General features: G+C 54.1%; 14 protein-coding genes. 12 read left to right on the forward strand and 2 right to left on the reverse strand.

Annotated elements, in window-relative coordinates; translation table 11 throughout:
* The first annotated feature begins 274 nt into the window (after positions 1-274).
* The 10 genes from ACMZ66_RS20140 (at position 275) to queG (ending at position 14,939) form a co-directional block, all read left to right on the forward strand.
* A complete protein-coding gene (locus ACMZ66_RS20140) occupies positions 275-3,859 on the forward strand; it encodes an AsmA family protein (protein WP_416940034.1) in 3,585 nt (1,194 codons plus the stop codon).
* A 170-nt stretch (positions 3,860-4,029) separates the two neighbouring features.
* Positions 4,030-5,556 (forward strand): inorganic phosphate transporter, encoded by a 1,527-nt coding sequence (locus ACMZ66_RS20145; protein ID WP_416940036.1) that lies wholly within the window; start codon positions 4,030-4,032, stop codon positions 5,554-5,556.
* Positions 5,557-5,788: 232 nt separating this feature from the next.
* Positions 5,789-6,334: a VUT family protein gene (locus tag ACMZ66_RS20150; protein ID WP_416940038.1), complete on the forward strand. Its 546-nt coding sequence runs from the start codon at positions 5,789-5,791 to the stop codon at positions 6,332-6,334.
* A 90-nt stretch (positions 6,335-6,424) separates the two neighbouring features.
* On the forward strand, positions 6,425-7,477 hold the full coding sequence (gene queA / locus ACMZ66_RS20155) for a tRNA preQ1(34) S-adenosylmethionine ribosyltransferase-isomerase QueA (RefSeq protein ID WP_416940040.1): 1,053 nt from the start codon (positions 6,425-6,427) through the stop codon (positions 7,475-7,477).
* A 6-nt stretch (positions 7,478-7,483) separates the two neighbouring features.
* Positions 7,484-8,626, forward strand: coding sequence for a tRNA guanosine(34) transglycosylase Tgt (gene tgt, locus ACMZ66_RS20160; protein WP_416940042.1), 1,143 nt, complete (start codon positions 7,484-7,486; stop codon positions 8,624-8,626).
* 10 nt (positions 8,627-8,636) lie between these two features.
* A complete protein-coding gene (queF, locus tag ACMZ66_RS20165; RefSeq protein WP_416940044.1) occupies positions 8,637-9,104 on the forward strand; it encodes a preQ(1) synthase in 468 nt (155 codons plus the stop codon).
* 198 nt (positions 9,105-9,302) lie between these two features.
* Entirely contained in the window at positions 9,303-9,836 is a 534-nt protein-coding gene (locus tag ACMZ66_RS20170; RefSeq protein ID WP_416940046.1) for an RNA polymerase sigma factor, read from the forward strand.
* Between the two features lie 100 nt (positions 9,837-9,936).
* Complete coding sequence (locus ACMZ66_RS20175) at positions 9,937-10,986, forward strand: FecR family protein (protein WP_416940048.1); 1,050 nt, start codon at positions 9,937-9,939, stop codon at positions 10,984-10,986.
* Between the two features lie 256 nt (positions 10,987-11,242).
* Entirely contained in the window at positions 11,243-13,666 is a 2,424-nt protein-coding gene (locus ACMZ66_RS20180) for a TonB-dependent siderophore receptor (protein ID WP_416940051.1), read from the forward strand.
* Positions 13,667-13,784: 118 nt separating this feature from the next.
* A complete protein-coding gene (queG, locus tag ACMZ66_RS20185) occupies positions 13,785-14,939 on the forward strand; it encodes a tRNA epoxyqueuosine(34) reductase QueG (protein WP_416940053.1) in 1,155 nt (384 codons plus the stop codon).
* A 6-nt stretch (positions 14,940-14,945) separates the two neighbouring features.
* Here the strand turns inward: queG and ACMZ66_RS20190 are convergent, their stop codons facing one another.
* A complete protein-coding gene (locus tag ACMZ66_RS20190) occupies positions 14,946-15,725 on the reverse strand; it encodes a phosphodiesterase (protein WP_416940055.1) in 780 nt (259 codons plus the stop codon).
* A 75-nt stretch (positions 15,726-15,800) separates the two neighbouring features.
* On the opposite strand from ACMZ66_RS20190, the gene ACMZ66_RS20195 reads away from it, so the two are divergent.
* Complete coding sequence (locus ACMZ66_RS20195) at positions 15,801-16,070, forward strand: ribbon-helix-helix domain-containing protein (protein ID WP_416940056.1); 270 nt, start codon at positions 15,801-15,803, stop codon at positions 16,068-16,070.
* A 12-nt stretch (positions 16,071-16,082) separates the two neighbouring features.
* A complete protein-coding gene (gene asnB, locus ACMZ66_RS20200; RefSeq protein ID WP_416940058.1) occupies positions 16,083-17,969 on the forward strand; it encodes an asparagine synthase (glutamine-hydrolyzing) in 1,887 nt (628 codons plus the stop codon).
* Here asnB and ACMZ66_RS20205 read toward each other — a convergent pair.
* Complete coding sequence (locus tag ACMZ66_RS20205; RefSeq protein WP_416940060.1) at positions 17,937-19,031, reverse strand: response regulator; 1,095 nt, start codon at positions 19,029-19,031, stop codon at positions 17,937-17,939. The two genes, asnB and ACMZ66_RS20205, sit on opposite strands and share 33 nt — an antisense overlap.
* Positions 19,032-19,090 lie beyond the last annotated feature (59 nt).

Raw genomic sequence — 19,090 nt, forward strand, 5'->3', positions numbered from 1 at the left:
TTTATTTGTTAAAAACAAGGTGATGTTGGTGGCAAGCTTGATCCGGGCCCGTGGTCAACTCACATGAAGATGGAAGCAAACGGCCCCCGCGATGTGGTGTGGCGTTTGACCCAAACTGAACGGGAAATGGTGCTCGCCTGAAAATAGCTACATTCTTTCGCCATTTTCTGTTGCGAGAGCCTGCACGAGCCTTATGCTTTTAGAATTAAAATCAAACCTTTGAGGGTCACTGCCGGTTGGCAGAATGAACTCGCGAGCAAGCGGAGCCTGACTGTTGAAAAAAATCCTTGCCGTAATCGGTGCATTACTTGTGGTTCTTGTGGCCGCATTGCTGATTATTCCGTCCTTGATCGACTGGAATGGGTACAAGGCGCAAATCAGTCAAGCTGTGCGCGATGCCACCGGACGTGAGCTGGCCCTTAAGGGCGACCTTTCCATGTCGCTGATCCCGTCACCCTCGCTTTCGGCATCTGACGTTACCCTTGGCAACGTTGCCGGTGCGCAGGATGCCGATATGGTTTCGATCGGTGAAGTTCGGGTATCGGTTGCACTGATGCCGCTTCTGACCGGCAATGTGCAGGTCAAGGAAGTCAGCGTCATTGATCCTGTGATCTCGATCGAGACGTTCGAAGATGGCAGCAACAATCTGGTCTTTGATCCGGACCAGGCACAGAAATCCGGCCCGGATGCCGGGACCATCAGCACGCCAAATACCGGCACGCAAACTGACGCTGCGCCAGATGTGACATCTGACGGCGCGTCCGATACCGGCAGCAGCGATATCGCCAGCACGATTACGGTCGACAGTCTGGAAATTGAAAATGCCACCATCATCTATCGTGCGCCCGGGACCGAGGAACGTATCGAAGGCCTGACCCTTGCTGTGTCGGCTGACACGCTGAATGGTCCGATGGATGGCGAAGGATATGTATTCTATCGTGGCATTCCGCTGACCTTTGGCTTTAACGTTGGTCAGATCAGTCAGACCGCACCGTTCCCGGTCAGTCTTAAAGTTGGCCTTGATAAGGTCGACGGTGGTGTGACGCTTGCAGGTCGTGTTGATCTGTCATCGGAAAATCCGGGATTTGAAGGCGACATCGATAGCGACTTCAAAGACCTTCGTGAAGCAGCCCGCCGGATTGCTGGCGAAGATGCTGATATTCCCGACATCGCGGCCAAGCCGCTCGATCTCGGCGGGCATATCACGGCAAACGCCAAGTCGGTGACGCTGAACGATCTTTCGATCCGCTTTGGCGAAACCCGTGGATCGGGCGCGATTGCGATTGATCAGGAACCCAGCATGCGTGCCGATGTGGCGCTGCGCTTTAACCAGCTTGATCTTGATAGCATTCTGGTTCTGGCAGCGGACATGGGTGAAGGTGCGGCTGCCCCGGCAACGGGGGGCAACACTGCCAATGGCGGTGATGCGGCATCCGATGGTGGTTCGGGTGCGCAATCCATTCCGTCGCAAAGCTCTGTTAAAAAAGGCACCGTTGCCAATGCACCGGCCATTCCGGCTGATTTGACGGCATCTATCGACTTTGAAGTCGAAACGCTGATCTATAATCAGACCCCGGTTCACAACGCACGTGTGAATGCGGCAATCGCCAACAGCAAGGTAACCCTGAACGAAGTTTCTGCCGGTCTGCCCGGTGGAACCGATGTTGCAGTGTTTGGCAGCATTTCAGGCGAGAAGCCGAAACTGACTGCGGCACTGAGTTACGAAATCGCCTCAGAAAACATTCGCGCGGTCATTCGTTGGCTGGGTGCGGATGTTGATGGCATCCGTGCTGATCGCCTGCGTCGTTTCTCGCTTACCGGCGGGATCAAAGGCACGCCTGATCAGCTCAACATCTCCGATCTTGATCTGCGTGTGGATGACACCGCGATCCGTGGGGCCGTTGTTGCCAACCTTGGTGGCGAGGGGCTCCCGGCACTTGGGATTGGCTTGAAGCTCGATAAGATCAATCTTGATCAATATATCGCAGCAAGCCCCGAAGGGGATGGTGCTGCGACATCAAGCGGCTCTGGCGGTTCAGCTGCTTCGTCTGGTGGCTCAACCGGTTCCGCGTCATCGGGTGCAGGATCGGCCGCCACAACCGAACAGGATATGGTCAAGGTCATCAAGGATGCATTGGCACCGCTGAACGGATTGGCAGCCAATTATCGCCTTGCTGCGGATGAGATCATTTCATCGGGTGTGGCGGTTCGTGGCATCACGATTGATGGCAGCATCAATGGCCCGGACATTACGCTGAATAACTTTGCGATTGCCGATGCGGCGGGTCTTGCGGCCAGTGCAAAGGGCGTGTTTAACGGCGCGGCCAATGTTCCGGCCTTTGACAAGTTCTCTGTCCGGGTAACTGCGAAAACACTCGAACCGCTTGCTAAGCTTACCGGCATTACCCTTCCAGCACCGGCAAGTAGTTATAAAAGCATTCAGGCAAATCTGGGTGTAAATGGTCCGGTAACGGGTCCGACCCTTGATCTGGAGGTTTCCAACCCGCTGATGCAGGTCGCCCTTGATGGTGTTGTGTCGCAGGTGTTTGGTGCAAACCCGGGGCTTGATGGCAAGCTTGCCCTGCAGGCATCCAGCCTAAACCGTGCGTTGGAACTGCTGGCACCCGATTACACACCGTCTGGCAATATTGGCCGACTGGCTGTTTCAAGTGCGGTAAAGGGCAACGCCCAGAATGTCACACTTGATGGCCTGAAGCTGGTCGTCGGGGCGTTCGAGACCGCAGGGAACATCAAGTTCGATGGTTCGCAGGCACAGCCGAAACTTTCGGTGAACCTGTCTGGCGGAACCCTTGATGTTGATCCGTTCCTGCCAGCGGAAAAACGTGCAGGCTTGATGCCCGGAAGTGGCAGTGGCCTGCGCAAGGCGGCCTTTAATCTTCCCAAGACTATGACCGTGACGCGGGTTGATGCCCGTGATGGCACGCCGTGGGATGACACGGTGATTGATGTATCAGCACTTCGTTCACTTGATGCCGATATCGCCATTGCATTGGATCAGCTTGATTTTGATGCCTATAGCCTTGTGAAGCCGGACCTGAAGGCAACATTGGTCAGCGGTCTTTTGACCATTTCAAACCTGACCGGTCTTCTGGGTGACGGTAACCTTGGGATTAATGGCACCTTTGATGCGCGTAACACCGATGTGCCGCAACTGGCACTTAAGGGCAGCCTTGATGGCGCACGCGTTGAAAAGCTGACCCCGATCAAAGTTGCCAATGACACCATTCTTGGTGGGGCAAACCTGAACTTCGATGTGAAGGCATCGGGCAACACGTCGCGTCGTCTGGTTTCGGCCCTGAATGGCACGTCCAATCTGGTCCTGCGGGAGGTCCGCTTTAGCAATGCAAGCAAGCGTTCTGTTGATCCGAGCCTGAATATTCAGGCACTTCTGAGCCAAGGCCCGCAGGCCATGGTGGTTGAAGGGGTTGGCAATAACGATCTGCTGCAATCGCTTGAGGCAGATATCGCCATCACCAACGGCATTGCCAAAACCACCCGCGTCGAAGCGCTTTCGCGTGTCGGTACGGCCGATGCCGATGCGACCCTTGATCTGCCGAAATGGACGATGGATACCAAGGCGGACTTCGATTTCTCGGAAAAGATCGAAGAACTGCCGCCATTCAGCGTCTATGCCAAAGGCAAGATTGATGATCCGGTCATCACCGGTCAGATGGACAAGATCGCGGTCAAGGTTCTCGACAATGTCTTGGACAAGGTTCTTGGCGGGAGTGGTTCAAGCAGTAGCTCTGACGGCGGTTCGTCCGGATCAAGCGGCGGTTCTGCCGAAGATGCGGCCAAAGGATTGCTCAAAGGCCTGTTAAATCAATTCGGTCGCTAAGTATCAGCGATTGATAATGCAATTAAACGGCTCCGCTCTGCGGGGCCGTTTTTCCTTTGTGCTCAGGTGTTTGGTGGATGTTTGTAATATAACGGCAAAAAAACCTTAACAAACGGGCCCGGCTTCGACATGATCCGCCCGTCGATTCCCTTTGATGGTAACGGTTGATTATGTCGGTAAAGAAAACTGCTCTGGATAAGGATCTCAAGTGGCAGAAGCGCATGGATGCAGGTCTCGGTGAGACCGGTTCGATCAGCGCAAAGATTGGTCTGGCCATTGTTTTCCTGCTTGCCTGTAGCGCGTTTGTTGCCTTCCACTTGGGTGGCTTGCCGCAAAGTGGCTTCCTGATCGCTGCTGCAGTGATCGGCGGTTACATGGCGCTGAACATTGGCGCCAACGATGTTGCGAACAACGTTGGCCCGGCAGTCGGTTCCAAGGCGCTGACCCTTGTTGGTGCGCTTGTGATTGCTGCGGTTTTTGAAGCGGCTGGTGCAATCATCGCCGGCGGTGACGTTGTCGGAACCATCAAGAACGGGATCATTGATCCTTCGCAGATGCCTGATACCCAGACCTTTGTCTGGGCGATGATGGCAGCCCTTCTTGCTGCGGCCCTTTGGCTGAACCTTGCGACCTGGCTGGGCGCACCGGTTTCAACCACGCACTCCATCGTTGGTGGGGTTATGGGCGCTGGCATGGCTGCTGTCGGCTTTGGCGCGGTTAACTGGCCGACCATGTCCAAGATCGCTGCAAGCTGGGTTATTTCCCCGGTACTGGGTGGCTTGATCGCTGCTGGCTTCCTGGCCTTTATCAAATTCCGCATCATCTATACCGAAGACCGCGTATCGGCTGCACGCAAATGGGTTCCGATCCTTGTTGGGGTGATGGTTTCCGCGTTTTCGATGTATCTGATGATGAAAGGTGTGAAGAAAATCTGGAAAGCTGACACCCCTGTGATCATCGCGATTGGTGTCGCTGCATTCTTCCTCACCGTCATTCCGGTGCGTCAGGCTGTTATTCGCGCCTCTGCGAACATGACCGGTCGCCGCAAGGAAATCGCATCCCTGTTCCGCATCCCGCTTGTGGTGTCAGCAGCCCTTCTTTCCTTTGCCCATGGCTCGAACGATGTTGCCAACGCAATTGGTCCGCTGGCTGCGATCGTATCGGGTATCGGCAGTGGTGAAATTGTGACCTCTGCGCCGATCCCGCTTTGGGTGATGGTCATTGGTGCGATTGGTATTTCGGCTGGTCTGATCCTGTTTGGTCCGAAACTGATCAAAACAGTCGGATCGAAAATCACCAAGCTTGATCCGATCCGTGCTTACACCGTGGCCTTGTCTGCGGCGCTGACCGTTATTGTCGCATCTGCGCTTGGCCTTCCGGTGAGCTCGACCCACATTGCGGTCGGTGCGGTGTTTGGTGTTGGCTTCCTGCGTGAAAGCCTGTCGCATCGTCGCCGTCAGGTCGCACCGCCGATGCTGGTTGAAGGTTCCGATAATGCGCAGGCAGATGAGCATATCGAAGCTCTGCGTCAGATCGATCCGAACGAAGCCGAGCGTGCTGAACGTAAACTGCGCAAGCGCCTTCTGGTGCGTCGTCGCTATGCGTTCACGATTGCGACCGCTTGGGTGGTGACGGTTCCGGCGGGTGCCTTCCTTGGTGCATTGCTGTTCTTCACCATTCGCGGCATCATGCTGTGATCTGAAGTTCGACAAGTTTCGCGGCACGGACGTCCCAATTTCCCCGGGACGACTTGCAGCGATCTGCAGCGGCGGTCAGGGTTCCCTGGCCGCCGTTTTTCCTTGACCCGCGGTTGGGGTGGGCGTAAACACCCCCTCCAAAGCTGAACAGAACCCGGTCTTGATCGTCGCCCAGTTAAGGTGGGCCGCGAGATTTGTTATGCGTGGGTTCCCCTTTTTGAAGGACGAGAAGATGAAAGCGATCATTTTCGGCATTCTGGCAATGGCAGCGACCGTTGTTGCATCGAACATTCTGGTCGAATACCCGCTTCCGGGGGTGCTTGCAGATTGGCTGACTTATGGTGCCTTCACCTATCCGGTGGCATTTCTTGTGACGGATCTGACCAACCGTGCACGCGGTGCGAATGCTGCACGCGTTGTGGTGTTGGCGGGCTTCGCACTGGCTGTTGTGTTGTCGCTGATCTTTGCTGACACGCGCATTGCCATTGCCTCTGGCACGGCCTTCCTGATCGCGCAGATGCTTGATGTCACCATCTTTGACAAATTGCGTCAGGCTACCTGGTGGAAAGCACCGCTGGTATCATCGGGTATCGGGTCGGCTGTTGATACGGCTTTGTTCTTCTCGATCGCGTTTGTTGGTACCGGTCTTCCTTGGGATACCTGGGCGCTTGGTGACTTCACTGCCAAGGTGATCATGGCGCTGACCTGTCTGGCACCGTTCCGCCTTCTGATGGCAGTAATTACGCCGCGGATGAATACGGCGCCTGCACAGGGCTGATATACCGCGTGCCTGCTTGTGATTTATGGCGAAGGGGCGCATAAAACGCCCCTTCGTTTGTTTTCAATTGACCGAGAATAGCCCCGATCCATGAAAGTCGATCTGTTCGATTTCGAATTGCCGCGTGAACGCATTGCCGAGCATCCTGCATCCCCGCGTGATGCGGCGCGTATGCTTGATCTGTCTGGTTCAAAGACGCAAGACCGTATCGTGCGCGAGCTGCCAGATATCCTGCGTCCTGGTGATTTGCTGATTTCCAATGACACGCGCGTTATCCCGGCGCGCCTGTTTGGCAAACGTGGCGAGGCCAAGGTCGAAGTCACCCTGCACAAGCAAGAAGGTCTTGGTACCTGGGTTGCCTTCGCCAAACCGGCCAAGAAGCTTCGCATTGGCGAAACCTTCATTGTGAACGAAGAATTCGAAGCCGAAGTCCTAGATAAGAAGGATGGCGGCGAAGTGACTTTGCGCTTCAATAAATCGGGAGCAGACCTGATTGCAGCGCTTGAAGCATATGGTGTGATGCCGCTGCCGCCCTATATCCGTCGTGAAACAGGTGGCGACGATCAGGACAAATCCGATTATCAGACCATCTTTGCGCAAAAAGATGGTGCAGTAGCAGCCCCGACTGCGGGTCTGCATTTTACGCCCGACCTTTTGGCCAATCTTGATGCGCGCGGCATTAACCGCCGGACCATCACCCTTCATGTCGGTGCGGGCACGTTCCTGCCGGTTAAGGTGGATGATACCGAAGACCACAAGATGCACGCCGAATGGGGATCGATCAGCAAGGAAATTGCGGATCTGATTAACGAAACGCGTGCGAATGGCGGGCGTGTTGTTGCGGTCGGGACGACGTCGTTGCGCCTTCTTGAAAGTGCGGCACGTGAAGATGGTGTGGTTGAACCTTTCGAGGCGGAGACCGACATCTTTATCACGCCGGGCTATAAATTCCGCGCAGTGGATATGCTTCTGACCAACTTCCATCTGCCGCGTTCGACCCTGTTTATGCTGGTGTCGGCCTTTGCCGGGTTTGACCGGATGAAGGCGGCCTATATGCACGCGATCGAAAACGAATACCGTTTCTATTCTTATGGCGATTGCAGTCTGCTTGAATGCGCCAACAAAATTGATGCACGGACATAATAAGAAATGACCGAATTTCGCTATGAATTGCTTGCCCAGGATGGCAAGGCCCGTCTGGGGCGCATTCACACCGCCCACGGCGTGATTGATACGCCGACCTTTATGCCGGTGGGAACCGCAGCAACGGTCAAGGGCATGTTGCCCGAAAACGTTGCGGACACGGGTGCGCAAATCCTTCTGGGCAATACGTATCATTTGATGCTGCGTCCGGGGGCAGAACGTATCGCGCGCCTTGGTGGCCTGCATAAATTCATGAACTGGGACAAGCCGATCCTGACCGATAGCGGCGGGTATCAGGTCATGTCACTGGCGAAGCTTCGCAAAATCACCGAAGAAGGTGTGACCTTCAAAAGCCATATCGATGGCCGCAAGTTCAATTTGACGCCGGAACGTTCAATGGAAATCCAGCATCTGCTGGGTTCGACCATCACCATGGCATTTGATGAATGCACCCCGTTCCCGGCAACGGAAAAGCAGGCAGCCGACAGCATGCGCATGTCCATGCGCTGGGCAAAGCGTTCCAAGGATGCGTTTGTCGAACGCGAAGGTTATGCGCTGTATGGCATTCAGCAGGGCAGCGTTTTTGAAGCCCTGCGTCGTGAAAGTTCTGAAAAGCTGGCGGAACTTGATCTTCCGGGCCATTCGGTTGGTGGTCTTGCAGTTGGTGAAGGCCAGCAGATCATGTTTGATACGCTTGATTTCTGCGTTGATATGCTGCCAAGCAACAAGCCGCGCTATTTGATGGGCGTTGGTAAGCCGTCTGATCTTGTCGGTGCGGTTATGCGCGGGATTGATCAGTTTGACTGTGTTCTTCCGACCCGTTCGGGACGTAACGCACAGGCCTTTACCCATCGCGGGACACTGAACCTTAAGAACGGTCGTCATCGTGATGATGATCGTCCGCTTGATGAGCAGTGCGGTTGCCCGGCTTGCACCAAATATTCGCGTGCCTATTTGCATCACTTGATCAAGGCTGGGGAAATACTCGGCGCGGTTCTGCTGACCTGGCATAACCTTGCCTATTATCAGGACCTGATGCGCGGCATGCGTGAAGCCATTGCCGAAGGCCGGATGGAGGCGTTTGCACGCGATTTCCATGCTGGTCAGGAAGGCGGGGATATTGATCCCGTGCCGATTATCGAAGATTAAGGAGGCTGTCATGGCCGATCAGACGATTTACGACAATCTCACCATGCTTGGTGGTGACACTGTACAGCCTGCATCCCCAGATGAAGCCGTTCTTGAACGCGTTGCTAACCCGCAGGCCGGAACCGATTACTGTGTGCGTTTCGTCGCACCGGAATTCACATCCCTGTGCCCGATTACCGGTCAGCCCGATTTCGCCCATCTGGTGATTGATTATGTGCCCGGTGACTGGCTTGTGGAAAGCAAGTCGCTCAAGCTTTTCCTGACCTCGTTCCGCAACCATGGTTCATTCCATGAAGATTGCACGATCAAGGTCGGCAAACGCATTGTTGAAACGCTTGATCCGAAATGGCTGCGCATTGGTGGTTATTGGTATCCGCGCGGCGGCATCCCGATTGACGTGTTTTATCAAACCGGCCCGGCACCGGATGGTGTCTGGATCCCGGAACAGGGCGTAGCCCCTTATCGCGGTCGCGGTTAGGTCAGATCAGCCAAGTCATTTGAAAGGGTCATCTTGAATTTCAGGATGGCCCTTTTTCGTTTAGTTCAGCTGGCGTTGAAGCTATACGCAAAGTTATTGATAATTATTCGCATTGTTATTTAATAGTGTTCCTGCTAATGGATGGACTTGGCAAGGGTACTTGCCACTTATCTGTGATTGGCCAGGTTGGAATTGGCGATGGCGCGTCAAAGCGCAGCAGTCCTCATTGCGAGCTTTCAGGAAAACTATGAACAGCTTTTGCGGTTTTTGACCCGAAAGCTGAATGGTGATTCTGATCGTGCTGCTGATGTGGTGCAGGATACATATCTGCGCCTTGCCAAGACGCCAGATAGTGATGATCAAATCGATAATCCGCGCGCTTATATCTACCGGGTTGCCGGGAACCTTGCGATTGATCAGATCAGAAGTGATCGCCGTCAAAATGCCCATCAGGATAACGATATGGGTGACACTGGCGTTGCTAACATTAGTGATCCAAAGCCCGGCCCGGAGAATATCTTTTTATCGCGCGAACAGATCACGCTTCTGGATCAGGCGCTGAACGAATTGCCGGCAAATGCCGGTGCGGCACTGCTGATGTTTCGGGTTGAGGGGCTTTCACATAACGAGATCGCGGAAAAACTCGGTGTTTCAAACAGCATGGTGGCCAAATATATTGGCCGCGCGCTCAAACATTGCCGTGACGCATTGTTGGCGGGGGGCGAAAAATAATGTCAAAAAATTTGGCAGTATTTGCGTCTCTCACTCGTCTAAGTAATAGGGACGGTTGTTTGTCGGGAGCGACCTTGGATCAGGATTGGGGGCAAAAGCTTTGACGTCGCAAAATGCGGTGCATAAGCAGCCTGTGCTGCAGGGCTATGACGATGCCATGATCACGTTAAGTGATCAGGCGATCGACTGGCTCGTGCACCTGCAATCTGACGATGCTTCTGATCATGACCGTGCGGCGTTTGCACAGTGGCGAACCCTAAGCGATGCCCACGCCAAAGCTGCAAACGATGCCGAAGCCCTGTTTTTCGGGGTGGATGAAACATCAAACGCACGTGAATGGTCAGGCGTGCCAGAGGTATCGAAACCAACACCAAATACGCATCGTTTCCGCCGCCGCAAGCTGACTTCTGCACATCCGGTTAAGCTCGTGGGGCGCCGCATCACCTATCTCGCAGCAAGCCTGTGTGCTGTGCTGGCACTTGTCACCGTTGGTGCAATCGGCAACAGCGACCCATGGGCGCGGTGGCAGGCAGATTACGCAACCGCGGTGGGCGCGTTTGAAACGGTTTCCTTGCCCGATGGCACGATTGCGCATCTCAACACTGCATCGGCCTTTTCGATTGATTATTCGGGCGGTGTCAGGCGTATCGAACTTGCGACCGGCGAGGTCATCTTTGACGTCGCCAAAGATCCCGAGCATCCCTTTATCGTTGAAGCCGCCGGTGGTGAGGCCATGGCAGTTGGAACGAGCTATGGCGTCCGTATCGACGATGATCAGGTCAAAGTCACGGTTCAGGAAGGTATCGTTGAAGTCGGCACAGGCACTGGCAACTCAATCCGCCTGACCGCGGGCGAGCAGGGATCGTACCGAGCAGGTTATGCGCCAAGCTTAAATAACGATGCGGACCTTGCGGCCTATGGTAGTTGGCAACGTGGCAAGCTGATCTTTAACAGCCGGGCACTTGCCGATGTGATCAAAGAAGTTCAGCGCTATAAGTCCGAGCGCATCATAATTGCGCGTGATGAGTTGCGTGACCTTAAGATCACAGGCGTTTTTGAAACATCCGAGCTTGATGCTTTGCTGAGCTCTCTTGCGCAAACAACAACGGCCAAGGTCGTCAGATTGCCGTTGCTGACGGTCATCTACTGAGCGTCTGAGCTTAGATAGCCGCCGTTATAATTCCGCCCGCGACGACATAAATTTCAAAAAAATGAAAATGCTGGTGCAAATCCCGTTGGGTCAGATCGTCATAAGATCAAAAGAGAATGATTTTGGTTCTTAACTTCATTCGCAACAAGGGGAAGATAAACCAGAAGGCCTTATGATGAATGCAATGAATTTGTCGGTGCAAAAGACTTTGATCCGCAACACTGGATCATATGCGGGGGATACGCGAAACGTCTGGATGAAGCGCCTTGTCGCGACCACTTTGATTTCAGGGTTTGCAGCCTTTAGCCCGTGGCAAGCAAACGCTGCGGACCTAGCGCCAAAAAGCATTGAAATCGCCCAATCCACCATGGTGCGTCTTGATATCCCGGCACAGGGACTGGATCGTGCATTGACCAGCTTTGCTGATCAGGCGGATTTGAAGCTTCTGTTCCCGTCTGATGGTCTTGGTGATTTGCAGGCACCGGCACTTCAAGGGGAAATGTCGGTTGATGCAGCGCTTTCAACGCTTCTGAGCGGTTCTGGATTTACCTGGCGCTTTACCGATGACGGAACCGTCACCATCGAAAAGATCGCGGCAAGTGGCGAAAACGTTCTGGATCCGGTTCGGGTCGAAGCCAATGCCGTAACAGAGCATCCAGATGGCCCGGTTGCCGGATATATCGCGACCCAATCACTGGCGGCGACCAAAACCGGCACGCCAATCCTTGAGACATCACAAAGCATCTCGGTCGTCACCAAGGATCAGATGGAAGATCAGGGATCGCAGACAGTCATGCAGGCGGTGCGCTATACGCCCGGCGCATTCACCGGGCAAGTCGGTGCTTCTAATCGTTATGATTATGTCATTTTGCGTGGTCTGGTTGATCGGTCGATCGACAATATCTATCTCGATGGCCTGAAAACCATGGGCGATGATTCAACCTATAGCTCGATGCAGATTGACCCGTATTTTGTTGAACGTGCCGACGTTGTCAAAGGCCCGGCTTCTGTTCTGTATGGACGTAGTTCACCGGGGGGTATCGTCGCCCTTTCCAGCAAGAAGCCACAATTTGAACAGCAGGGCGAGATTGAGGTTTCCTATGGCAACCGCAATCAGCGCGGTATCGGTTTTGATCTTACCGGTCCTTTGGATGATGCCGGAAAACTCGCCTTTCGCGTGACAGGTAAGGCGGACGCCGCAGACACCCAATATACCGGTACCGAGGAAGAACGTTATGCGATTGCACCTTCGCTGACGGCGAACTTCACGGATGATACGCGCATCACACTGATGGCATATCTGCAAAAAGACCCCGAAGGTGGCACCCATAACGGCCTGCCATCTGAGGGCACATTGTTCCCGCGTAATGGCAAATATATCTCGACCGGGTTCTTTGATGGTGACCCATCGCTTGAAGCGTATGAGAGAACCCAGAACATGTTCGGCTATCAGTTCGAACATGATTTTGATGACAATCTGACCGCGCGGCAGAACTTCCGTTTCCTTGATGCTTCGGTTCATATCGATCAGATCTATCAGACCGGATGGGAGGGATCGTCCGACAACCTGAACCGCACCTATGGCGGTGGTGATGAAGACTTGCGTGCTTACGCGGTCGATAACCAGCTTCAGGCCAAATTTACGACAGCAGATATTGATCACACTGTGCTGGGTGGCTTTGACTATCAGCATCGCCGGGTTGAGAATGCCTGGCAGTTTAGAAGTGCATCGGACATCAACGCTTTTGATCCGGTTTATGTAAGCCCCGGCGTAACCCTTGGTGCGCCGACGAACAGCAAAGTCCAGACGCTTGAGCAAGCCGGTCTTTATCTTGAAGATCAGTTTGAATACGACAAATGGCGCTTTTCCGTAGGCTTGCGTCAGGACTGGGTCGAAACCACCAAGCATGACCGCCTGACACAGAAAGATACTGGGGAAGACCGCCAGAAGCTTACCAAGCGGGCAGGGGTACTTTATCTGTTTGATAATGGTGTCGCGCCCTATGTCAGCTATTCTGAATCCTTCAATCCAAGCCTCTATTCCGACGCTGCTGGCAATCCGATCGAACCGTCGGAGGGAACGCAATATGAGGCGGGCGTAAAATACCAGCCTGAAAACGGTAACCTTCTTCTGAGTGCGGCGGCATTCTATCTCGAACAGGATAATGTCGCCGTCTATGACTCTTCAGCCAACGCCTATGATCCGGTCGGTAAGATCGAAAGTCAGGGGCTTGAGCTTGAGGCGCGGGCCAACCTTAACGAAAATCTCAGTGTGATCGCGTCTTACACCTACACGGACGCTGCCTATGACGCACCGGGTGACACCAAAGATGGCAAACAGCCGATGCAGGTGCCTGAACATATGGCATCCCTTTGGGGCAATTATTCGTTCTATTCCGGTGTGTTGAACGGTCTGTCGATCGGGGCTGGTGCGCGGTTTGTCGGTGAAATGGCTGCCAATGAAACCAACACGATTACGGTGCCCGATTACACCATCTTTGATCTGTCGCTGAACTATGACATGGCCAATGTCGGTCTTGAAAACACCGATCTTCGTGTGAATGTGAACAACTTGCTGGATGAGGAATATGTCGCATCCTGCTTGATCACGTCGTCTTCGGATAACTGTTACTACGGCGAAGAACGTTCGATCTTGGCAACGGTTCGCTATCGGTTCTGATCCCAAGGATTATTCAGACCAAAGGCCGCAGCTTCGTACTGCGGCCTTTTGCGTTTTTGGCAGATGATTATATAAGGCAGCAGAGAGAGGCCCAAACAAGACAAGCCCAATCAATGCCATGACGACCAAGACGCGCGCGACCATCAACTTCGATATGCTTCAGGCCAAAGCCCGTGAAATCGGCTTTGATGTTTGTGGTGTGGCGCGGCCAAAAATTGATGCGCGCAATCAGAAGCGTCTCGATGAGTTTGTTGCTGGTGGCGAATATGGCTCGATGGCCTGGATGAATGATCCGGAACGCTTGCCGCGCCGTCGTGATCCGGAAATGCTGTGGCCTGACGTCAAATCGGTCATTGTTCTGGGTAGCAATTATGGCCCGGCGGAAAATCCGATGGCACTGCTTGATCATCCCGACCGGGCGATGATTTCGGTCTATGCCAAGAACAAGGATTACCACGACCTGATCAAAAAACGCCTGAAGCAACTGGCCCGCTGGCTGGTCGAGCAATCAGGTGGAACCGAGCAGGTCAAAGTTTTTGTCGATACCGCCCCGGTTTTGGAAAAGCCGTTGGGGCAGGCATCCGGGATTGGTTGGCAGGGCAAGCACACCAATCTGGTGTCACGTGAATTTGGCAGTTGGCTGTTTCTGGGCGAGGTGTTTACCACCATTGCTTTTGACGAAGCCACGCCGGAAGTTGATCATTGTGGATCATGTTCCAAATGTCTGTCGGCCTGTCCGACGGATGCCTTTCCGACCCCCTACAAACTTGATGCACGTAAATGCATTTCCTATCTGACGATCGAGCATGACGGGGTAATCCCGCATGAATTTCGCAAGGCGATGGGCAACCGCATTTATGGCTGTGATGATTGCCTTGCGGCTTGCCCTTGGAACAAATTTGCCAGCCGAACCGAAGAGTTGGCCTTTATCCCGCGTGCGGAACTGACCGCACCACGGCTGGCCGATTTTCTTGAACTGGATGACGAAGCATTTCGTGCCTTCTTCACCGGATCGCCGATCAAGCGGATTGGTCGGGCAAAGTTTCTGCGCAATGTGCTAATTGCGGCTGGCAATAGTGGTGCATCAAATCTGATTGCCCGCATTGAAGGCCTGCTTGAAGATGAAAACGCGCTGGTCCGTGCGTCTGCTGTTTGGGCTTTGTCACAGCTGATGAGCGATACGGCGTTTGCCAGCCTCAAAGACACACGGGCAGCTTTGGAGAGCGATCCAACCGTTCAGGCGGAATGGGATCAGGCAAGCAAGGTTGCCTGATCGGCACTAGAAATCGAACTTCACAAAATCGAAGTGATAGCGAAGGCCACCCTCGGCATCGGCGAAGGCAATGCCATAGCCCGGGCCAAGCGGATTGCGATCTTCGAGTTCTTCTTCTTTCTCGTGACGGAAATCAAGCGGCTCACCACACTGGGTGCTGTTGCCCAAAACAAACGGGATACCTTTCCAGGTGCCAGTGGCCGGACGATGTAGATGGCCAAAGAACAGATGTTTGATTTGTGGGTTGGCACGGATGATCTCGGCCAGTTCATCACCGGTATCAAGGCGGATGGTGTCCATAAACGGCAGGCCCATCTCCATCGGCGGATGATGCATGAACAGGAAAGTCGGTAAATCGCGATGGGTGGCAAGCTCATCGCGCAACCAGCCAAGGCGTTGTTCGCACAGCGTTCCGTGATGATGATCCGGAACGATACTATCCATCATGACAAACCGCACGCCGCCAAAGGTTTGACCGAAATTAACAAACCCGTTGGCATCAACGCCCGTGGTCGGGAAGGCATCCTTGAAGGCTTCGCGCACATCATGATTGCCCGGAATGATCAGATAAGGAATGGCAAGCTCGGACAGGATGTCGATGGCTTGTTCATATTGTTCTGGTGTGCCGCGATGGGTGATGTCCCCCGTGATGACGCAGATTTCCGCATCACTGTGAAGCGTATTTACCTCGCCGATGACCTTGCGCAGGGTGGCGGCCGCATCGGGCTTTCGCGACATGTCATTACGGGCAAGAATATGAAGGTCGGAAAGATGTATGAATTTCATGTCGATGCCCTATCATGACGGAAAGCATTTGAAATCATGGCCGCTTTTGCCATTCGTGAAAAGATATAAACGCCGATGGAAGACGCCGTTCGTAAAAGATCAGTGACAATCGCCGGTCACAGAACCAGCTTCTCGCTTGAGGATGCGTTCTGGGAAGAACTGGTCGGAATTGCTCAGCGTCGCGACATCACGCTGGCAGAATTGGTTGTCGAAATTGACTCAGAACGCGAAGGCAATCTTTCAAGTGCGCTGCGCCTTTATATCCTGCGCGATCTGCAGGCACGTGTTGCTGGTGCCGATGATGACGCCGACTTATCCGAAGATGAACTCAATGATCAGGGCTAAGCAGGGCCGATAATGTGTGCAATTGCCGGGCTCACAACTTTCAGCGATGAAAATGTGGTTGCCCGCATGCTTGATCGGCTTCGTCACCGGGGACCAGATGGCATTGGTGTGTGGTCTGATCTAAACAATGGCGTGACACTTGGTTGTTCCCGGCTTGCAACGACCGACCCATCAGATGTCGCCAATCAGCCGCTTCAAACAGCCGATGGCCGGTTTGTTCTGGTGTTCAATGGTTACATTGCCGGACACCGCCGCAAGATCGCAAAGGCCAGCAAAGACGGGCTGCCAGTTCAAAGCCAGAATGACGCAGAGCTTGTTTTGCATTTGCTGACGGATGCCGTTCTTCGCGGTGGAGAGATCAGCAACGTGCTGGCGTCCTTGTCCGGGCAATATGCCTTGGCGCTTTGGGATAAGCTTGATCAACGCCTTTGGTTGGCGCGCGATCCGTTGGGGATCAAGCCGCTATATGTGATGCATTTGCCATCCGGCGGTATCGCCTTTGCCTCCGAGCCATCCGGTCTGAGCGCGATTACACCGCTGGAGCCTGATACGGCGATCAAACCCCAATACCTGTCTCATCTGTTTGTGCCTGCCCCAAAAAGCGGTCTGGTTGATGTTGAGCTGTTGGCGGCGGGGACCATGTTGAGCTGGCAAAGCGGGTCGATCAAAAGAAGCAAAATCCCGCATCCCGCGCACAACGTAAAACCCCATCGGGCTGATGATCGGCTTGTTGCGGAGCTCCGCAAATCGGTTCGGCAGTCCGTTGCTGATGCCATGGATGCGGACCGTAATGTTGGGTGCCTTGTTTCGGGTGGGCTGGATAGTGCTGGGGTTTCTGCAATGGCGTGCGATATTGCGCGGGAACGCGGGGAGCGTCCGCCTGTTGCCTTCGTGATGGGGTTTGACAATCCAGAGCGGGATGAAACCCAAGCTGCGCAAAGGCTCTGCCGGCATGTCGGGCAAGAACTTCACGTATTCAAAGCTCCAACGAACCCGGAAGACATCCATGCCGGGTTGCTTGAGGGGTTAAAGAGCATAGGAGCCCCCTTTGCCAATCCTTCGCTTGTTCTGATGCGCGCACTTGCCAAGCAGGTCAGCGCGCATGTGCCGGTTTGCTTATCCGGCGATGGTGGGGATGAGCTGTTTGGTGGCTATCCGCGTTATCGTGCTGCACGGCTTTATGATCGTTATTGGCGGCGTCTGCCCGCGCTATTCCGGCGAATTGGCGGGTCGCTTGGAACTAGAATTACGAAACGTAACCTTGGCCGGTTTCTGCGTGGTGCGGCTGGTGGTCGGGAAGATGCCTTTGCCGCTTGGAATGATCGTTGTGCCATCCCGGAATTGTTGGCGCAGTTGGATGTTTTGAATGGTAATGCAGCGTCAAACGGTGACTTGGTTGATGACATGATGCAGTTTGATCGCGATGTGACCCTGCCGGGCAATCAGCTTTTGATGTCGGATAGGTGCGGGATGGCGTTTGGGCTGGAATATCGTTTGCCGCTTTTGGGGCATGATGTGGTGCGCTTGGCTGCATCAGTTTCCGGGAAGGCGCATTTGCGTGGCGGGGCGAAGGCGATTTGGCGGCAGGAAATCGCGCCCTATTTGCCAGCGGATCATATCCGCAATCCAAAGATCGGCTTTAACCCGCCGGTTGCTGACTGGTTGCGTGATGTAGCGGCGTATCGCTGGGGAGATGAAGAACGCATCATCAATGCGGTCTTTGCCGAAACGGATGTGGCAACGCCGCGCGCGAGGGGATATTGGAAACGCGCAGTATCAGGTCGCGATCTTGATATGTCGCTGACCGTTTGGGCGTTAATGGTATGGCAGATATGGCTTGCGCTGGATGACAGCGAAGAGCCTCAATCAGATGCGCGCGTCACTGCCGATGTGACGTGACCGGCGATAGAGGTTCAACGCGGTTAATGCGGTAGGTGCCAGTTGAACCACCTGCCGCGACAGCGATAAGACCCGATCTTCATCAAGCTGGCTTTCTTCAAAGATCGACTGGGTGGTTTCACAAAGCTCGGAAAGCTGACGCAGACCAAAGGTGCCCGAGGTGCTTTTAAGCACATGGACCTCATTCTTGACCGTGGTCAGGTCGTCCTCGGACAGGGCCTTGTCGATCTTGACCAGTCGTGATTCCGTTTCATTGATGAAGATATCAATACCGCATTTCGCCCCTTCATCCCCGGCATCGCTATAGAGCTGTTCGAGAACGCGGATATCAAGCACGGGGCTTGTGAGTGATTCTGGCCGCTGCGGGCGCCCAAGACGGGCACTTTTGCTGCGCAGATGTGGTGGCGGTGTTTGTTTGGGATTGCCACCTTTTGTCGTGCCCGGTGCGCGCGAAATCAGATCCTGCATGGTTGCGATCAGTTTTTCGCGCTGTATCGGTTTATTGATGAATTCATCGACACCCGATTGCCGGGCAATGACGTTCCAGTCGCGCGACTGATGGGCTGAAAGGGCAATGATCGGCGTGTTGGAAACGGGACCTGGCATATGGCGAATGCGGCGCGTGGTATGCAGCCCATCCATATCAGGCATTTCAACATCCATCAGGATCAGATCGGCATTCACACCTCGGCGCAGCATGTTTAAAACGGTCTGGCCGTTGCTGGCTTCGACAATGCTGTAGCCTTCGGCCTGAAGGATGCGGCGCGCAACCATTCGGTTGCTTTCGCTGTCATCAGCGATGATCACAGTGCCGATTTTGGCATCATTGGCCGAGCTTTTGATATCGAGTTTTTCAAGCGGCAGGAGCTGTGGTTTGACAAAGCAAACGGAAATCATGCCGCCATTGGCAAGTTCGGTTTCATTGAAAATCAGATCTTCTTCGGCGACACCCGTGATCAATTGCTCCCACGCCGGATTGGCATACACAATCCGTTCGTCAGCATCAAAAAGAGCTATGCCCGCTTGCGTCTGCGCAAGCGCATCAATGATCTGGTTATCCATTGGCCACCTACCGATTCGGTGCCCAGTCCCATACCAAGAGGCACATTTTTCTTATTTAT

This window comes from Thalassospira sp. (assembly GCF_048059015.1).
In the GTDB taxonomy this organism is placed as follows: domain Bacteria; phylum Pseudomonadota; class Alphaproteobacteria; order Rhodospirillales; family Thalassospiraceae; genus Thalassospira.

What these genes read in the sequence shown, in the direction of transcription:
- ACMZ66_RS20150 (WP_416940038.1), top strand. Translation starts at nt 5,789, where the DNA reads ATGAAAGCGATCATTTTCGGCATTCTGGCAATGGCAGCGACCGTTGTT.
- ACMZ66_RS20205 (WP_416940060.1), bottom strand. Translation starts at nt 19,031, where the DNA reads ATGGATAACCAGATCATTGATGCGCTTGCGCAGACGCAAGCGGGCATA.
- ACMZ66_RS20180 (WP_416940051.1), top strand. Translation starts at nt 11,243, where the DNA reads ATGAAGCGCCTTGTCGCGACCACTTTGATTTCAGGGTTTGCAGCCTTT.
- ACMZ66_RS20145 (WP_416940036.1), top strand. Translation starts at nt 4,030, where the DNA reads ATGTCGGTAAAGAAAACTGCTCTGGATAAGGATCTCAAGTGGCAGAAG.
- ACMZ66_RS20170 (WP_416940046.1), top strand. Translation starts at nt 9,303, where the DNA reads ATGGCGCGTCAAAGCGCAGCAGTCCTCATTGCGAGCTTTCAGGAAAAC.
- ACMZ66_RS20195 (WP_416940056.1), top strand. Translation starts at nt 15,801, where the DNA reads ATGGAAGACGCCGTTCGTAAAAGATCAGTGACAATCGCCGGTCACAGA.
- asnB (WP_416940058.1), top strand. Translation starts at nt 16,083, where the DNA reads ATGTGTGCAATTGCCGGGCTCACAACTTTCAGCGATGAAAATGTGGTT.
- ACMZ66_RS20190 (WP_416940055.1), bottom strand. Translation starts at nt 15,725, where the DNA reads ATGAAATTCATACATCTTTCCGACCTTCATATTCTTGCCCGTAATGAC.
- queG (WP_416940053.1), top strand. Translation starts at nt 13,785, where the DNA reads ATGACGACCAAGACGCGCGCGACCATCAACTTCGATATGCTTCAGGCC.
- queA (WP_416940040.1), top strand. Translation starts at nt 6,425, where the DNA reads ATGAAAGTCGATCTGTTCGATTTCGAATTGCCGCGTGAACGCATTGCC.
- tgt (WP_416940042.1), top strand. Translation starts at nt 7,484, where the DNA reads ATGACCGAATTTCGCTATGAATTGCTTGCCCAGGATGGCAAGGCCCGT.
- queF (WP_416940044.1), top strand. Translation starts at nt 8,637, where the DNA reads ATGGCCGATCAGACGATTTACGACAATCTCACCATGCTTGGTGGTGAC.